This window comes from Gilliamella sp. X-60, from assembly GCF_057063585.1.
Map to the genome: position 1 here is coordinate 1 of NZ_JBXSQJ010000010.1, position 17812 is coordinate 17812.

General features: G+C 33.9%; 17 protein-coding genes and 1 pseudogene. All 18 read left to right on the forward strand.

Annotation, left to right across the window (positions count from 1 at the left end; genetic code table 11):
- A partial coding sequence (locus tag ACYIAM_RS06430; protein ID WP_483747617.1) for a LexA family protein occupies positions 1-197 on the forward strand: 197 nt, incomplete at its 5' end.
- Between the two features lie 92 nt (positions 198-289).
- Positions 290-1434: pseudogene (locus tag ACYIAM_RS06435) on the forward strand (type I restriction endonuclease).
- A gap of 720 nt (positions 1435-2154) precedes the next feature.
- Complete coding sequence (locus tag ACYIAM_RS06440) at positions 2155-2439, forward strand: hypothetical protein (protein ID WP_483747672.1); 285 nt, start codon at positions 2155-2157, stop codon at positions 2437-2439.
- Between the two features lie 840 nt (positions 2440-3279).
- A complete protein-coding gene (locus ACYIAM_RS06445; RefSeq protein ID WP_483747673.1) occupies positions 3280-3585 on the forward strand; it encodes a phage holin, lambda family in 306 nt (101 codons plus the stop codon).
- The gene (locus ACYIAM_RS06450; protein ID WP_483747674.1) at positions 3578-4021 is read left to right on the forward strand and encodes a D-Ala-D-Ala carboxypeptidase family metallohydrolase; all 444 of its coding nucleotides are present in this window, start codon (positions 3578-3580) and stop codon (positions 4019-4021) included. Before ACYIAM_RS06445 ends, ACYIAM_RS06450 begins: the two co-directional genes overlap by 8 nt.
- A gap of 121 nt (positions 4022-4142) precedes the next feature.
- Positions 4143-4364 carry a hypothetical protein gene (locus tag ACYIAM_RS06455; protein ID WP_483747729.1) on the forward strand — a complete coding sequence of 74 codons (222 nt, stop codon included), beginning with the start codon at positions 4143-4145 and terminating at the stop codon, positions 4362-4364.
- A complete protein-coding gene (gene lysC, locus ACYIAM_RS06460) occupies positions 4273-4488 on the forward strand; it encodes an Rz1-like lysis system protein LysC (protein WP_446718873.1) in 216 nt (71 codons plus the stop codon). The genes ACYIAM_RS06455 and lysC overlap by 92 nt, the downstream gene beginning before the upstream one ends.
- A gap of 356 nt (positions 4489-4844) precedes the next feature.
- Complete coding sequence (locus tag ACYIAM_RS06465) at positions 4845-4970, forward strand: KilA-N domain-containing protein (RefSeq protein WP_174796384.1); 126 nt, start codon at positions 4845-4847, stop codon at positions 4968-4970.
- A gap of 169 nt (positions 4971-5139) precedes the next feature.
- The gene (locus ACYIAM_RS06470; protein WP_174796229.1) at positions 5140-6675 is read left to right on the forward strand and encodes a phage tail tube protein; all 1536 of its coding nucleotides are present in this window, start codon (positions 5140-5142) and stop codon (positions 6673-6675) included.
- Positions 6676-6722: 47 nt separating this feature from the next.
- Complete coding sequence (locus ACYIAM_RS06475) at positions 6723-7142, forward strand: hypothetical protein (protein ID WP_065638150.1); 420 nt, start codon at positions 6723-6725, stop codon at positions 7140-7142.
- Between the two features lie 26 nt (positions 7143-7168).
- A complete protein-coding gene (locus tag ACYIAM_RS06480; protein ID WP_174796230.1) occupies positions 7169-7474 on the forward strand; it encodes a phage tail assembly chaperone in 306 nt (101 codons plus the stop codon).
- Positions 7475-7864: 390 nt separating this feature from the next.
- Complete coding sequence (locus ACYIAM_RS06485; protein WP_483747675.1) at positions 7865-11062, forward strand: tape measure protein; 3198 nt, start codon at positions 7865-7867, stop codon at positions 11060-11062.
- A gap of 143 nt (positions 11063-11205) precedes the next feature.
- Positions 11206-12411: a hypothetical protein gene (locus ACYIAM_RS06490; RefSeq protein ID WP_483747676.1), complete on the forward strand. Its 1206-nt coding sequence runs from the start codon at positions 11206-11208 to the stop codon at positions 12409-12411.
- Positions 12395-13180 carry a phage BR0599 family protein gene (locus tag ACYIAM_RS06495; RefSeq protein WP_483747677.1) on the forward strand — a complete coding sequence of 262 codons (786 nt, stop codon included), beginning with the start codon at positions 12395-12397 and terminating at the stop codon, positions 13178-13180. The genes ACYIAM_RS06490 and ACYIAM_RS06495 overlap by 17 nt, the downstream gene beginning before the upstream one ends.
- A 12-nt stretch (positions 13181-13192) precedes the next feature.
- A complete protein-coding gene (locus ACYIAM_RS06500) occupies positions 13193-13432 on the forward strand; it encodes a hypothetical protein (protein ID WP_065638155.1) in 240 nt (79 codons plus the stop codon).
- Entirely contained in the window at positions 13432-13650 is a 219-nt protein-coding gene (locus tag ACYIAM_RS06505) for a hypothetical protein (protein WP_174796234.1), read from the forward strand. The genes ACYIAM_RS06500 and ACYIAM_RS06505 overlap by 1 nt, the downstream gene beginning before the upstream one ends.
- Complete coding sequence (locus tag ACYIAM_RS06510) at positions 13620-16427, forward strand: phage tail protein (RefSeq protein WP_483747678.1); 2808 nt, start codon at positions 13620-13622, stop codon at positions 16425-16427. Before ACYIAM_RS06505 ends, ACYIAM_RS06510 begins: the two co-directional genes overlap by 31 nt.
- Positions 16428-16429: 2 nt before the next feature.
- Positions 16430-17296, forward strand: coding sequence for an Ig-like domain-containing protein (locus tag ACYIAM_RS06515; protein ID WP_483747679.1), 867 nt, complete (start codon positions 16430-16432; stop codon positions 17294-17296).
- The last annotated feature ends 516 nt before the right edge of the window (positions 17297-17812 follow it).

The following is a 17812-nucleotide window of genomic DNA, read 5'->3' on the forward strand; positions in this document are numbered from 1 at the left end:
AATTTGTGGTCGCTATGAACGGTGAATCAGAAGCCACTTTTAAAAAATACCGAGAGTTGGGATATGATGAGCATGAAAGAATGCAATTTGAGCTTATCCCTCTTAATCCCGATTACACAACAATGAGTACCTTAAATCAACAAATCAGAATTGTTGGCACAATGGTCGAGCATAGGATATTTAGACGAAAGAGATAATAATTACAATTTATTAGCATTATAAGATTAGTTAAGGTTTTAGTATTTTATTAATATAAAACAGATGATTGAAATAATATAATATTATAAATATGAATAATTTCAAAAACAAGCTAGATAATCACTCGGAGCACGTGAAAAAGGTTGGGAGTCACTGTGCCACAGAAGAAACAACCAAACAAGCTTTAATATTACTACTGCTTGATATATTAGGTTTTATACCTTATGAACCGACCAAAGTTAAAGCTGAATTTAAAGCAGACTTTCCTGGAGAAAAAGCTAATGAACGCGTTGATTATGCCCTTTTCTGCCAAGATTTACCAGTAATGTTTATAGAAGCAAAATCGTGGAGTGAAGAATTAACAAATCACTGCCCTCAACTTTCAAGATATTTTAATGCAACACCAGAAGTGGCTGTAGCAGCGATAACAAACGGTAGAGAATGGAGATTTTTCACCGATTTAGAACAAAAAAATATCATGGATTCAACTCCTTTCTTAAAAATAAATATTGAAGAATTACAAAATAATGATTATGAACAACTATATTAATTTAGATATGATCAATTCAAACCCGAAGCGTTAAGAACCTCAGCAGAAGAAAGTATTTACTTTTTATTATTTACTAAAACGATAACTTCAACGTTGAGAGAGGCACCGATTGATTTTGTTAAATATGTAGCAAACAAATCAAACATATCAAGACAACTAAATCAAAAATTTCTTGATAGCATTACTCCCATTGTGAAAAATGCAATTGAAAGAGCTGTAAGTAATATGGTTGTTGTAGGCTTAACAGGGAAAAAAGAAATATCAGATGACTTATCAAACGATAATGAAGAAAAAACAATAATTGATGAAAAAGCCGATATTATAGATCCTGAAAATGATAAAATTATTACCACTTATTCTGAAAGAGTTTTATTTGAATATGTAAATTCAATTATAGATGATAACGAATTAACATATAAGAACACTGAATCATATTTTAGTGTTCTTTATCAAAATAAATCAAATAGGTGGGTGGTTTTATACGACGATAATAAACAACGCCCATCAATTCAACTGCCAATTGAGCTAACCGACAAGATAAAAAATGAGGTTAAGAGAGCCGGATTAGAAATAGGTGCTAGAGATCAAATTATTATTGATAAACCAGAAAATATGTTAAGAATATGGAACTAATTGTTGATGCATATGAATACACAAAAAATGATGAAAATTTCAAAAGAAAATAAATATTTCGTTTAGTTTATATTTTAAAGCCCATATGGGGCTTTTTTATACCCCAATTCAAAATTTTAAATCCACGATTTATGATTGAAAAACACCCAATCAAATTAATTGCAGTTAAAAATACAGTTTTCACTGTTTACTTTTAACAGTTTTGGCTGTATTATCTTCACATCAAAACAAATCAACTTAACAAAACAATTAAGCAATACCACGAGTTACTTAATTAGTTAAGCGAGATTCAAGTAGCTAGCTGGGGCATATGAAAGTACAGCGGTTTTGATAGCAATCACAGCAGTACGCATCGGGTGAGCGACTTAATCACTCCTAGCCTCGACAGAGATCGACTAGCCATCAAGTTCTTTAATAAAGAGATTGCTATTTTAAGTTCAAACCAAAGCGCATTCATAGAGTGCGCTTGAGTTTGAAATTAACAATCAGCGAGGACTTCAAATGAATCGCCAAATAGAGTTAAAAGATTAGATAAAAAAGAATTCACTGATATTCCACTAGTCGATTGTAATGTTAAGGTTGACGATCGGGTGATTTTTACAAATGGTTCCGAATTTAAATTTGAGTACACTGTAATCGGTTTTTTAAAATGTGAGCTTTTTTAATTTGGTAAATTTATTTATACCGCCGAGTGAGATAATTCAGTTGATTCCTATTGGATGACAAAATACTCTGATAGCTTAAAAAATATTTAGTTACTGGTGAGGTTAGTTATGCAGTTACATAGTGTAGTAGCAAATGCTCATGAAAGAGCATATTGCAAAATGATGAGCAATATCGAAATGAGAGATGACAAAGAAGCGACAATTGACGCGCTGTCAACTAAACTTTATGACGAGCTCAGCGATGATGATTATCTAGAAATTGAAGAAATAATAAGGATGGCATTGGGCTGGGAAAACATCAATCCTGATTCAGTCCAAACCGCTTTAAGAGCTATATGCTATGTAGAAGCGGAATATCGTTTTAACGAAAAAAATAAACTATTATTTTATTAAGTTAACGATTTCTGACAGTTCGAAAAGATGATCGCATAGTATACCCATTTGCTCTCTTCTGAGGGCTGTTTTTGAGACGATTATGACTAATAAAGATTTTGTGAATATGAAAGCTACAGACAGATTTAATAATGAATATAAACTAACAGATAGTGAAATCAAGTTTGCATTATTATGTACTTTTCTTTTGTCATCCGGTTGTCTATTTGGAGTGTTTTATTGGATGTTTGAAATCGGTACAAAGTGAATTATGTAGGTTGAATAGATTGTTTGAAAATAATTATAATTTCAAATATTACAAAATGATGAATAATATAACAATGCAAAAAGCTAAAGATGATTGGATTGAAAGTCGGGCTGATAATCTAATGAAGAATCTCAGTCATGGAAAATGACTAGCAGATAATAGAAAAATTGTAGTAACTGAAATTTAATATGACAGATACTAATTATACATCGGATTTCATTTTAGCAAAATATGTGCCCGATGAATAAAATAAGTTCTCTAATTAATTTTTGTCGAATTACTTAAATGCTTGACTATTTAAACATATAATATGTATAAGATGGGATTTCTAAGAATAAAATTAAGCTTTAGATAAAGTTTCTATCTAACAACAGAAATGTGAATACAATAAGCTGATAGGAAAATTAAGGGTAATGATAACAAGATCATTATATTCATAATGTAATTAATTCTAGCCGACGAAAGTCGGTTTTTTTATACCAAAATTTTGAGTAATTCACTCAACATCGAATCGACAGCAATGCTAGACACACACATATCTACACAATAGCTAGTACGCTGTCACATCATTAACTCATATGAAGAATAATAACATGTATAAATCATCAATCATGGAATGGTTGCAATCGAATGCGCCATTAATTTATGGTGTCATTCTATCTATCATCATAGCCTACGGTCGTTTAACATATGATGGGGTAGGTGGACGTCGTAAATGGATCGAAGCATTATTGTGTGGTGCGTTATCATTAGCCGCTAGCAGTGGGCTGGATTATTTTGGCTTGCCCGTTAGCATGAATCCTTTTATTGGTGGTGCAATTGGATTTTTAGGGGTTGATAAATTACGTCAAATATCAAATTCAATGTTAAGAAAAAAGGGGGATAACAACGATGACTAAGCTAACTGAACATTTTACGCTAGAAGAGTTTACTCGCTCGACAACAGCCAACAAATTAAAAATCGATAACTCTGTGCCTGCTGATTTAATGCCCAACGTGCAATTAACTGCTATCAAGTTGGAGCTAGTAAGAAAAGCTTTGGGTAAGCCGATTATTATCACGTCTGGATATCGTTGTTCGGCATTGAATTCAAGAGTTGGAGGGGTATCTACTAGTGCTCACACAAAAGGATTAGCGGTAGATTTTAAATCATCATTTGGAACACCCAAAGAGATTTGTCAACGATTAACCGATTCTGGTGTGCAGTTCGATAAATTAATTCAAGAGCATAATCAATGGGTGCACATTGGGTTTAGTCCAACACATAATCGCCAAATAGTGTTAACAGCAGTCAAGCAGGACGGTAAAACGCTTTATTTGAGTGGTTTAAAATGAATAAAACATACACGACAATAGCGATTATTTTTGCATTTATGATTTATGTTATTGTTAATTTGTGTAAAGACAAAGAAGCAATTCAAAAAACAAACAATGAACTGTTCGGAAAATCGAACAGTTGAACCAGAACATCGCTAAAAACAATCAAGTCATAGCAGATAATGAGCAAAGCAAACGCGAGCTAGAAAACCAATCACTAGAACGTCAGGAGCGAATCAATGAGCAACTTAAAAATAATCATTGTGCTAATGAACGTATTCCCAGTTCTGTTGTTGACCGCCTGTACAACAGAGCGAAAAGTTTACGTCAATCGACCGATACCAGCAAATTTACTCAGTGACTGTCTGCCAAATTTACCAGCAAAATCAATGACATTTAGTGATAGTCTCAAATACAATGAGTATTTGTTAAATGTTATCGAGAAGTGTAATAGCGATAAACAAGCAATAAAGAAGATAAAATAAAGAAATCTGTGACAGCCCCACAAGGAATGAACAAAGAGGGGCGTGATAATAACAAAAATAAATATAATTAAACAGATAGCGAAATAGTATTGCAAGCTATATTCCATCAAGTTAAATAATTCTAAAACAATGTAACAATCCGCTTGGTTGCGGTTTTTTTGTACTTATTTTCTGTGAGGTTCCACAAACTAAATTCATTTCTAATGGAGAAAACCATGAATTTAATAAATTTGATTTCAACGATCATCAAGTTTGTTCGATAGTGACGATTGGATGTCAGGTGGAAATCTAACGAAATGCAAGAATGTATTGCCATGTTCATGGAATATTTAAATACTTCCAGACGGTAGGAATTAATAAAAACTAGTCGAGGTAAATTTGGTGAAATATGGTTTCACCCGAAATTAGCAGTTAACTTTGTTATATGGATATCAGCTAATTTTGTAGTTTGGTGTAATTTACAAATCGATAAATTAATTTGATCGCAAAAAGTTACATACACAGATGAGCAGGTATTAGCAATTCTAACCCATAATTAATCTTAAACTTGGAAAAAGTGATTCCAGCAACCTAATGGCGCAGGTTTTGTGCCAAAACCATATCGAACCAACACAATAGTAGATATTTCTTATGATAGGAGAGTTTAAAAATATGACATGTAAAAATAAAACAATTGATAGTAATGTAGCGGGGCTGTATATCGCAAATGAAGATTGTCTCAAGATTTTGCCGGATAATCCAGTTTGGCATGGTATAGAAGTTAATAGCTATAGTGATTTGGGAGGATCTACAACTTTATTACAACGAGAAACTATTAATCCATCGCGGCAGAATCAAAAGGGTAAAATTGTTGATCTTGATGCTAACGCAGGTTTTTCGTTAGATTTCACAAAAAATATTCTAACTTGGTTAATGCAAGGTTTTATGTTTGCCGATGCTAGAGAAAAGTTTACCACTAAACCACTAGATGGTATCCAAAATAAGATAATGAGCATTGACAGTGATGGTTATAATTTGGAAACACCTTGTGTTAATCCACCAATTAAAGGTATGTTGATTTCTGCTTCTGGCTTCGATAAACATAAAAACAATGGAATCAAAGTTATTAAAAGTGCAACAGCTAGTAAAATCATTGTTAATGGCGGTTTGGCTGAAAATACTTTAGTTAATGACAATGCAAAACTAACCGCGGTTGGTTTTAAATTCCAAGCAGGGGAATGTTCAATAGTAGCCAATGGTGGTGGATTCCCGTCATTAGTCACAACAAAAACAAAAGTGACAAGCTTAAATTTAACACTGGGTGAGTGGATTTTTTTAGGTGGTGATACCAGTAATTCATCATTTAAAAAGAATAAGGGATGGGCTCGTATAACAGCTATTTCTGATTATTCGTTAACTTTTGATGATACTGATTTTACCCCAATCGATGAAAACAATAATAATCTTGAATTGGAACTGTATTTTGGAACAGTTATTAAAAATGAGAGTCGTCAAGATTTAATCAAAAAACGATCTTACTGTATTGAACGTACGCTTGGTGATGATGGCAATGGTTTGCAAGCACAATATGTTACAGGTGCAGTAGCGAATGAAATTAAGTTTAATTTATCGACAGCTCAGTATATTACCTGTGATTTGAGTTATGTTGCTTGTGGTTCATTAACCAAAAAAGGCGGGGAACGATTGGATGGTGTACGGTTAGTGGCTGATAAAAGTGAAGCGTACAACACAACATCTAATATTTATCGCCAAAAATTGAGCGTTATCGATAAAACATCATCAATTCCGCAGACTTTATTTGCATACGTAACAGATTCAAATTTATCTATTAGTAATGGTGTTACGGGGATTAAAGCGCTAGGTATTTTAGGTAGCTTTGATGTTTCGGTTGGTAACTTTAATGTAACAGGATCACTAACGGCTTTCTTCTCATCAGTTGCCGCTATAGAGGCAATTAAAAATAATGCTGATGTTGGTTTTTCAACTATTTTAGCATCAAATAATGCCGGTGCTATTTTTGATATTCCATTGCTTGCACTTAGTGGTGGAATGCCTAACGTTGAAAAAGATCAGAAAATAACTATTCCACTTGAAAAAACAGGGGCAGAAAATAAACATGGTTATACAATGATGTATCAGTCTTTTGAATATTTACCAGATATAGCAATGCCTGTTGCTAATGATTAATAATTTAACCTAGCCTCATAATTGAGGCTTTTTTATAGGAGAAAAAAATGAGTTTATTTGAACAATTTGAAACTGATAAAACTAAAGAAAAAGATGGTGTACCTATTGAGTATGCAGCAAACGCAAACGGAACGATTCCAACATTTTATATTGCAAGGATTGGTGGTGCGAACTCTAAATATTCATTACTGATTAAAAAAATGACGAAACAATATAAACGACAGATCCAAATGGATACACTTCCAGAAGAAAAACTAATTGAGATTTCAATTAAGGCGTTTTCTGAAGGGGCATTACGTGGATGGGATAATATTCAAGATCGAAAAGGAAAAAATATTCCTTTTTCTATTGAAAATGCCTGTAATTTGTTTAAACAGCTTCCCGATTTATTTACTGACTTGATATCACAAGCGAATGATATTGAACTATATAAATCAGTGCAAATAGAGGAAGATATAAAAAACTAATCGCAGTCCTTGAATATCAGCTAGACATGAGTGGTAAGGATAGCGATTTAATCAGAATGGCAAAGCAAATGGGGCATCCCATTCCTGATAAAATAAAAAATAAACCAGTGCTTAATGATGATTTGATTTTTTATTATCAATCTTTTCTTGATTTAGATACAACGCGTACTCACAATATGGCACCTACAGCAATATCATGGTTATCAATTATTGAGTATGCGCGTTTTTATCAGCTTGATGATGAAGATACACACGATCTAATTCAAATTATTCGAGCAATGGATCAAGTTAACCTAAAACATGTCGAGAAAGCCTTCAAGGACAAAAAATGATACGGACTGAAATTTTATAATCTGTCAATAGATAGATCAAAGTTCGCACTCACAACAAAGTAATAAAAGCATCATTGGCTGTAGTTGAAGATCTACCAGATATTACGCAAATTAAGTAACCGCATGTGATAACTGGTTGGTCAGCGTCTATAAATAGCCAGATTATTGAATTAAATAATGCTTTTTATCAGATGACAAGCGGATAATTAAAAAACCATTCGCAAAATGGTGATTGTTAACTCAGCATTAATCGTACTTAAAGTGCGGAAATCTGGCGGCACAAATTCTATAGAATATAGAAGGGCAGGACGACGGTAACTCTCAGCAGTTTTCTGATGGTTTTATTTCAAAAGCACTTATTATTTTTCAGAAGTGAATTAAGGAGTTAATATGCCACGTGAAGCAACTGTTATCACGGTATCTGATAACATAGCAAATTCAATAGCAAAAAAATTAGATAGCATTGCTTCTTCATCAGAAAGGGCTCAAAAAAATCTTGAGTTGATGAAGAAAATGCTAAAAAGCTTTAATAATGATCCATTTAAAAAATATTTTAATTCGATCCATACGTTTACTGAATCCATAAAATTAGCAGTAAGCGAAACAACAACATTCAAAAACGCATTTAATGAAATAAATAATACACTTGAACGAGCTTTAACGATTAATATTGCTTATGCTAACCAATTGAAAGATGCTATAAACAATTATCAAAACTTTACAGTGCAACTTGAAACAGCGACAGTTGTTGCACAAAATTTTGGTTTTATACTGAAAACATTATCCAGTTTTATAAGTATGGAGACAATTGCAGTTGCCATTTCATTATTAAGTGATTTTAAAACGTGTTTAGATGATACGATAGATTCCGCTAAAGAAACTTATTCAAGTTTCGAAATAACGACAGAAGGCTTTTTAATTAATGCAACTGCGCTGAAGGAACTTGGTTGTAACATAACTCAACAGTTAACATACACTGAAGCATTAAATAATGCTTTAGTTACATTAGCAATAACTGGAGCTTTTGCAGCATCTGAGATAAATACTTTTCAAAGCGCCTTAATGTTAGCAATGTTGTCAGGACAGGAGTTAAACTCTGTTATAAATAATAGTAATCAAGAAACAGGCGATTTAGCCGAACAACTCAATGTTACAACAGATAAGCTTGTAGATGCTGGTGAAAAAGGGAAAATTACAACTGATGTGATTTTTCAGTCCTTATCGAATTGCTTTGATATGTTCACGCAGAAAGCTGATGATATACCTAACCGGCTACTAGGTGCTTTTACAAACCTAACAGCAGGTATTCAGCAATACATTTTTGAAACGGATAACGCAATTGGTGCTAACAATAAAATAGCTCAAGCAATTCAATGGTTTTCTGATAATGTAAAAAATACCTCAGCGGCGCTGGCTGTTCTTGATGCTGGATATATTGCTGCAACTGTATATCACGCCTTATTTGTAAAATCTGTTGAAATGGGAGGGAAAAGTGTATCAAAAGCTACTGCAACAATAATGCGATTAAATCTTGCATTAATTGCCAATCCTATTGGTGCAATAATTTTGGCGATCACAGCCGTTATTGCTGCCTTAACATTATTTTCGGATGAAATTAAGCTTACAGAAGATGGCACAATATCGTTAAAGGACGTCGCTATAACGGTGTGGGGTAATATTAAAGAGGCGGCTTCAGCAGCGATCGAATGGATCGGCGGTATGTGGGATGGGTTCGTAAACTCGGTGAATAATGCTTTCAAAGGCATACAGGTCACGGTTAACGACGTATTTAAAGCAATTATTGACGTATCGAAAATGTACTTTAATACGATTGTTAGATTGATAATGTCGGTAGCAACAATAGGATCATTTGCTTTTAATAATCTTGGTGATGCATGGGAGATTGTCTGGAAAGGCATCGCAAATTTTACTGGGGATATTATTGCTGGCATTCTCAATTTATGGCAACCTCTCTTTCGTGAATTTGCATCAGTACTGTCGTATTTTGATAAAGATGCAGGAAAGGCACTCCTCGAAAAGATTGATTCAATGACGATAAAATTTAACAAATTTGAATTAGATCCATCGGCTGAAAGAGGGTTAAACAAGCTTAAAGATGAGCTCGAAAAAGTGTCTAAAACAGATTATTTATTTAGAATTGGTGGTTTTTTAAAAGAAGGATACAACAGCATCATCGAACAAACAAAAAAAAGAAAATCTGCTGAAGAAACCACAATGAATCCGTTGCCACCAGAGAATGATACCTCAAAGATTGCAAAAGGAGTGACCCCGTTAACACAAGAGCACAATAAACTGCTTAACTCATTAAAACCAATACAAGGTGCACTGCAAGAGTACAGCAAGAGCTTAAGTGCATTAACCGCTATGTATAAGGAGGGAGCAATTACAGCTAGCCAATATAATGAATACACCACTTTGCTTACCAATAAATATGAAGAATCAATAGATCCGCTTGGCCATTATAACAAAGAGTTAGATAAGCAGTGGAATTTAATGAAACTTTCATCAGAGCAGCGAGGCATAGAAAACGAACTCTATCGCGTTAGTCAAGATATGATGAGCAAAGGCTTGGTGCTTTCTGAAGCACAAAATGATGAGTTAAGAAAGAAAATAGCTCTTAATGAAAATTATGTAAGAATTCTTTCTATTAAAGATTCTCTTGAAAGTAATTCTCAGTTCAGAAAAGATCAAAATTTTTCTGATTTAGTTAGAGCACTGATTGAGTTAAAAGATAGTGAAAATTATGGATATAATGATTTAATTAATGCGCTCAATTCTGAGAGTGCAAGCCCATTTGCTGGTATGTTCGAAGGCTCATGGGTTCTAATGAGTGAGCAAATCTCACAATTCCAAAAGATGTATGAGCAAATAAATGAGTTAACAGAGAAGTTTAACTTGGATCAATCAATGGCGGCATCGTTAAGAGCGCAAGTTTGGGCTAAACAAAATGAATTTATTTTGAATCAGGCTAATAAATTTTTCGAACAACTGGCGCAGATGCAAAACTCCAACAATGTGGCAATGGCAAGAATAGGTAAAGCTGCAGCGATTGCACAAGCAGTTATTAACACGTATCAAGCAGCTAACGCTGCATATGCTGCTATGGCAGGAATTCCGTATGTCGGACCAGCGTTAGGTGCGGCGGCGGCGGCAATGGCAATTGCTACAGGGATGGCTAATGTTTCAGCGATGCGTTCTCAGTCAACCGGGTTTATGACAGGTGGATACACCGGCAATATAGCACGAAATCAGATTGCAGGCGTCGTTCATGGTCAAGAGTTTGTGATGAATGCAGCAGCAACTCAGCGGATTGGTGTCGATAATCTGGAGGCATTGCAACGAGGCGATATGAATGGTTTACAGCGTCCACAAGTAGTTAATAATTATTCACAATCACCAACACAAGAAAACGCACCTCAGACGGTGTCACCAACCATTAATATTGCACTTGTGAGTGATTACGAGTCAGCGGAGCAATGGTTAGCAACACAAGAGGGTGTTAAGCGAGTTATGCAAATAAATAGAGATAATGGGGAGGAGTTAGCGATGATTGTTAATGCATCCTAAATAACTAAGATATCTAACTAGTTCTTGATGTGTGTAATATTACAAAAATATGTTGATTGTTGTTAACTGAGTATAAAAAATCTAATGTAGATATACATACAATAGAAAATTGATTCTAAGGCTCGCAATTGCGGGCTTTTTTTATGTCTAAAATTGAGGTGGAAATGCCAAATATTATTGCTGAACAGCCAATCGAAGGAATAACAGAGAGTTTTGAATGGCTCACTGATATTATCGAGTCAAGAGACGGTCGAGAACATAGAATAATGTTGCGTTCTTTACCTAGAGTAATGTTAGATTATTCATTTATAGCGCACCCGCACAATAGAAATCGTTATCTTAATTTGCTACGTAATAATTTAACCGAGACTTGGTTGATTCCAGAATGGTTAAGGGCTGTTTACATTGGTCGAATTAATCAGGGAACAACCTTAATCAGAAATTATTTTGACAATCATGTTGATGATAACTTACTGATTTATCAGGATAGCCAAAAAAATGAAGTTGTTACATGGTTAAAATCATCAGAAATTAAATCATTAGAGTTTGTGTTCCATGCAGAGCGTCAATTAAAACCTGATTTTGTTTTTGAAAAACCGCCGAATGAGAAAAAGGAAGCGATCAGCCCTGTAATCAATAATTATAAAGCTGCCTATTTATTGCCATTAAGAGAATGTTACTTAAATAGCTCTAAGTATAAAACATCGGGTTTTGATGCTCAGTTTGATGTAGCTATCGAGTTGATTGAACAACCAAACTATCATAGCAAAATAATTAAAAAACAGACTTATCTTGGCATCGAGGTACTTCATAATAATTATGGCACTAACGAATCAATATTAAATAAAGATATTGATATTGTTGATTATGATGTTGGTAAAATCACTAGAATTGAACGATGGGAGCGCACAAAATTATCAAGAACTATTAAATTTTATCTTGATGGGTTTGATGAGATAAAAAAATTTAAGGAGTTTATTTATCGAAGGGAGGGTAGAGTTAAACCATTTTGGTTATGTGATGGCGATGTAAATATATATGGTGGAAAGGTTCGTGGCAATCAGATTGTTATTCGTAACGGTCATTACAATGATTTACCATCATTTAAATATTTATCATTATTTCACGATAACGCTGTCTCTTATGCAAAAATAATTAGCATAAGCAATGACTTACGTGATAAAACAATAATCGTTATCGACAAAATTATCGAACAGCCAGTCAATAAAATTAGTTGCCTAACGCTTTGTAGGTTTGATACAGACCGAGTGCAAATTGAATACGGTACAAATCAACAAGCACAATCAGATATTCAAGTAATAGAGGTTTTTGATGATCAATATTTTTAAACAATCGGAATTGTATGTTTTTAATGATGGTTTAAACACTTATCGTTATACGAGTGGTATGCGTGAGTTAAATATCGACAACAATATTTATATTAAAGAATCAATTAATCGAAGTGCAATAAAGCGTGATGCATCGTTATCTAAAAACAAAATCACTATAACCATGCCAATTACTAATGAGATTGTGCAGCAATGGATAACACCAGACATAACAAAATACCTACTAGTTGATATTTATACATTAGATAAAAAAAATTTGGTCACGATGGCTTGGAGTGGTCGGTTAACTCAAACCTCCACATCAGATAAAGAAATGACAATGACGTTCGAGTTGCTAATTACAAGGGCTGGACAAACGGGAGTAAATGATAAGGTTCAACGAAACTGTCGGTATTCCCTATATGGTGAACGATGTGGGTTAAATCGTGATGATTTTAAAATAACAGGTAATGTCACGTCTTATAAAAATGATGTGATAACTGTTGTATTTGAAAAAGAGGTTCCGAATGGATATTTCACTGGCGGAATAGTACAAACACCACAAGGAGAACAAACATTTATTAAAGAACATGGTGAAACTTCAATCACTTTATTTAGAAAAAATCAACAGCTTATAGATAATCTAAGTAAAGGTATTGCATCAGTCATTCTCTATAAGGGATGTTTAAGAACCCTTGATTCTTGCAATACGTTTAATAACACACTTAATTACGGTGGATTTCCATACCTTCCTTTGGAGCCGCTAAATAGTGGCAATTCCATTGTTTAAAAAGGAGGTTTTATGTTTGCATTAGTTGCAGCATTGGTTGCTGTTGTTGTTGGTTTAATTGTTGGTGTGGTTGGATCGCACGGTAAAAAAAACCAACAAAAAATAGAAGCGGATGAGTTTAAAACTGGCACTTCAACCGAAGGGACAGAAATACCAATTGTTTTTGGCACAGTTAAAATAACAAATCCAATTTACACTTGGGTAGGTGATAAATCGCTTAAAGCTATTAGAAAGAAAGGCGGTAAAAAATAATGAAGTTAATTGTTAAGCGTGAAGATCTAATTGCAGCACGACAATGTAGTTCAGGTGGAAGAGCTTTTTTTAAACGTCATGGATTAGATTGGTCCGATTTTTTGAAAAATGGTATTGATGCTGAAATTTTAATAAAAATTAATGATGTAATGGCAAATCAAGTAATAGAACAAGCTAGGCGGAGAATATGGGTGGAAGCAAAAAGAAACAAACAGTAGGTTACAAATATTACGCTGGTACTAGTATGATCTTTTGCCAAGGTACGATTGATAAATTGATTAATATCAGCGTAGCAGACAGAATTGCATGGAAAGGATCGCTGCAAGATGGGACGTTATTTATTGATAAACCATCTCTTTTCGGTGGAGAATCTAGAGAGGGTGGCTTATCTGGAAGCGTTGATGTTTATTCAGGTCACGATAAACATAGCCGGAATAGCTATCTAGCTAGCAAGATTTCGCAAATTGTACCGGCGTATCGTTATGTTGCTGGCGCAGTTTTCAAGCATTTTTACTGGGGAAATAATCCATATTTAAAAGATATAGCGGTTGTTGTACAACGCATACATTATCAAGATGCAAAAAAAACACCTCAATGGTATAACGAAAAAGCTGAAATTAGATCTGAAGGCGGACTAGGTAACACCGCGATACATTTTATTTTAGACACATCTAATAGTATGAGTGGGTCACGCATCACTGCACTAAAAACAGCAATGAAACGAGCAATTAATAATCTTGAAACTTCTATGGATCTAGCTTCGTCAAGATTAGATATACTGATCACAACATATCAAGGTGGTTCACCGCAAACTAAATTAATTAGAAAGGTATCAGAAAATGATATTTCACCTCTTTTATCATTTATTGATGACTTGAAGATTGTGGGGGGAGAGAATCTTGAGTCTGTTTTGAGTGCATCTGTCTCTTTTTTTAAAGAAGTGGTTAATTTTGATATGAACCGTTGTTGTATCTTCGTGAGTGACGGCGAACTAGAGAATGTCGATTCTATTAAAAATAATGATATTCATGATCTAATTAATAAATCGGGCAGATTTAATATAGCTAACGGTCGAGATGTTGATATTTATTGCATTAATGTTGGCAATCATAATGTATCTTTAAGTGCAAAGATCGACAACACACCCGAGGATGGTATCCCCGTTATTGTTGGTTCTGATTCTAGCCTAATTTATGACACAATGATGTATGCTATTCATGGTTCAAATTCAGATATGAATCCAGCACATATACTGAGAGAATTGGTATTAAGCCAGTATACAGGATTTAATTCGCAGTCAGTGCAGAATATTATTAATGAGGAATCATTCAAGCAAGCTGCAGATATATTTTATCAAGAAAAACTTGGGTTATCTTATCTTTGGAACAATCAGAGTAAATTTGAAGATTTAAAGAAGAATATTGAAAAAACGGTTGATTGTGTGCTTGATCAAAATGCGCAAACAAATCAGTTTGAAATAAAATTGATCAGAAATAATTACAATGTTGATGAACTACCAATATTTGATAAAACAAATATTGTTAAAATTTCGGATATTAAAAAAAATATTGTCACTGAGATGATTAATTCTGTTACAGTCAATTTTATTGATAGAACAAATGATTATAAACAAGGTTCGGTCACAGTTCGTGACGATGCACTAATCACAATGGCTGGTCGAGAAAATAATACAACAGTCACGTACGATACTGTATACAGTCGTTCTTTGGCTTCTCGATTGGCTATGAGGGACTTAGCGTATTTATCTTCAGATCTTGCTTCTGTTACACTAACGCTTAATTTAGACGGTAGAATGTTGAGTCGAGGAGATGTGTTTCTATTAAATATGCCACAATTGGGATTGGGCAATGTGGTAATGCGAATAATATCTGTTGACTATGGCACACAAAAAAGTAATCAGGTAACGATTGAATGTTCCCGAGATGTGTTTTCATTGCCTACTTCATCTGTTGTTAGTACTCAACCACCTATTTCTTTACCTGCTGATAATGGTGTAGCAAAACCTGTCAAAAACTTTATTATCGTTGAATCGCCTTATTATGAACTAGTTTATAACTACGGACAAAAAGCAGTAGATCGGTTATTAGAGGGTGACAATGATTTGGCAGGACAAATTGCTTCTGCTGTTATTGATTTACCTAATGATGTGATTTTGGCGGAATTGGTCACATCGCTGTCTAATAACTTTGATAATGCAGAAAGCCTCACTGAATGTGAAATGCGAACATTAGTACAGCAAATTAACAAAATGGAATCTGTTATTACGCTGGATAATGCGCCGAGAAACAGTGAATATACGTGGATTTTAATTGATGATGAGATTCTATTTGTTGAATCATGTAATGGTAATCAATTAACTGTAAAACGAGGTTGTCTTGACACAATACCTGAAATACACAATCAAAATAGTCGAGTCTATTTTTGCGGAGGACAGTTAACGATAAAAACAGAAGACTATTACGAGGGTGACAAGGTTGATTGTCGTATCATTACAAGCACCTCAACTGGTTCACTCGATCCCAAAGATGCAACGGGGCGCGTTATTGATATTAATGGACGGGCAATACGGCCTTATCCTCCTGCTAACGTTACTATCAATGGTTGCTATTATCCTTCATCAATACTCGATAAAACAATAGACATTAACTGGGCATCAAGAAATAGGTTGCAGCAGACATCTGGCATCATGATCGGGTGGTATGAAGGGAATGTAACTGTTGAACCTGATGTAAAATATCGCATTGTATTACGACATTTCACAAATACGCTTATTGATACAATAACCGAAGAACCAAGTTTTTCGTTTGATATTAGCCATCTAAAAAAAGGCGATTTATCTATTGAATTATCTAGCATCAAAAATGATTTAGAATCAAGTCAGAAATTTAGACATAGTATTATTGTGGGTAAAGATATTGAGTTTATTTTCAATAAAGAAAGACAAAACGAATTAGAATTTAAATTTGAGGATTAAAAATGGCAAAAATAGTTATTTGCAGTGATAAAGAAGATTATGTTAAAGCGATGATTACTGCGCTTAGTGAAGATCATCAGGTGTTTTTTTGTGATACGACATCACGCGATTACACTGAAAGTTATTTATCAACATTTGATCTAATTATGGATTATAAAAATACATGTGAACAACGAGCAGGAAATCCAATCAAAAAATGCTTCGAGAAAGGTATCCTTGTGATAGCTGGTGGTACCAGCGGGATTGGTGGATCTATAACGTCGATAGGCATTTCAAAACGATTAGATTATTCGTCCACTCAGCACCACACAAAAGTTATAAATAACCAAGATGTTATTCCAATAGATTATCGTAAAAAAGATATTGTAGTCTATCCAAGTTCTAACAAATCCTCTTGGTTTTATTATATCTATGATGATAACAAAACAACACCAAAAGATATGACTCCATTGACAATTTATCGCTTTCAAAGTAATGTGTACTTGCCATCTGTTACTTGTGCTGTATTTCGTAAAGGTGATTTAGATTTAAACGGTAACCCTTTTGCGGCAGATTGTGCTTTTATTGGCTACCCTTTTAATGTTGAATTAACTAATGACGCGATGAATATTGTCAACGATGTTATTCATTGGTTATTAAATAAAACATACATCACCGCTAAAGTTAAAGATCAGGATGGAACTCCGCTACCAAACCAAGATGTTTATTTACATTCCAGATTAAATGGCGACTTAATAGCAAAACACCAAAGTGATGAAAATGGAGATGTTGTCTTTAGAATCAGACATAAATTTGATTATTACGCTATTGCGTTTGACAAAAAAGGAGGCGTAAAAAACGCAGTCGCTATTGATAATATCATTGCATAATTCATATTCACATAGATCATATCACACTATCAATTTTCAACTTACAATAATCAATTGCATCATATAATATCACAAAATCAGTAATATCATGTTGTGCTTTTGTGTTTGATGTATGTAAATTGATAGTGTATTATTTATCATGATCAGCGAACATAAATTTTTTCAGAAAATTTTAGTTAATCCCATACAAAGGAAGCAACGGTAGGCTAGGTTAATCTGAATTTGCTGAACAAGTTGTTGCTTACAGTAGATATCTAAAAGATGAATAACCATTTGATTTTAAATTATTTTACAACATATATCATGGGAAATTATCTTCTCTACAATAACTGAAGCGACAGATTCTCGAAGCAATATCAATCGCTTTCGCTATTTTTTGGATAAGGTGATTGGCAGGGATCAGCATTTCAAGTAAGATTTGCACTATTTTTTTCTTGTATTGCTGTTATTGGTTTTCTAGGCATAGGAGAAAACCTCTGTTGATTAAATATTCTTCTAATCTATTAGTTCAAAGTA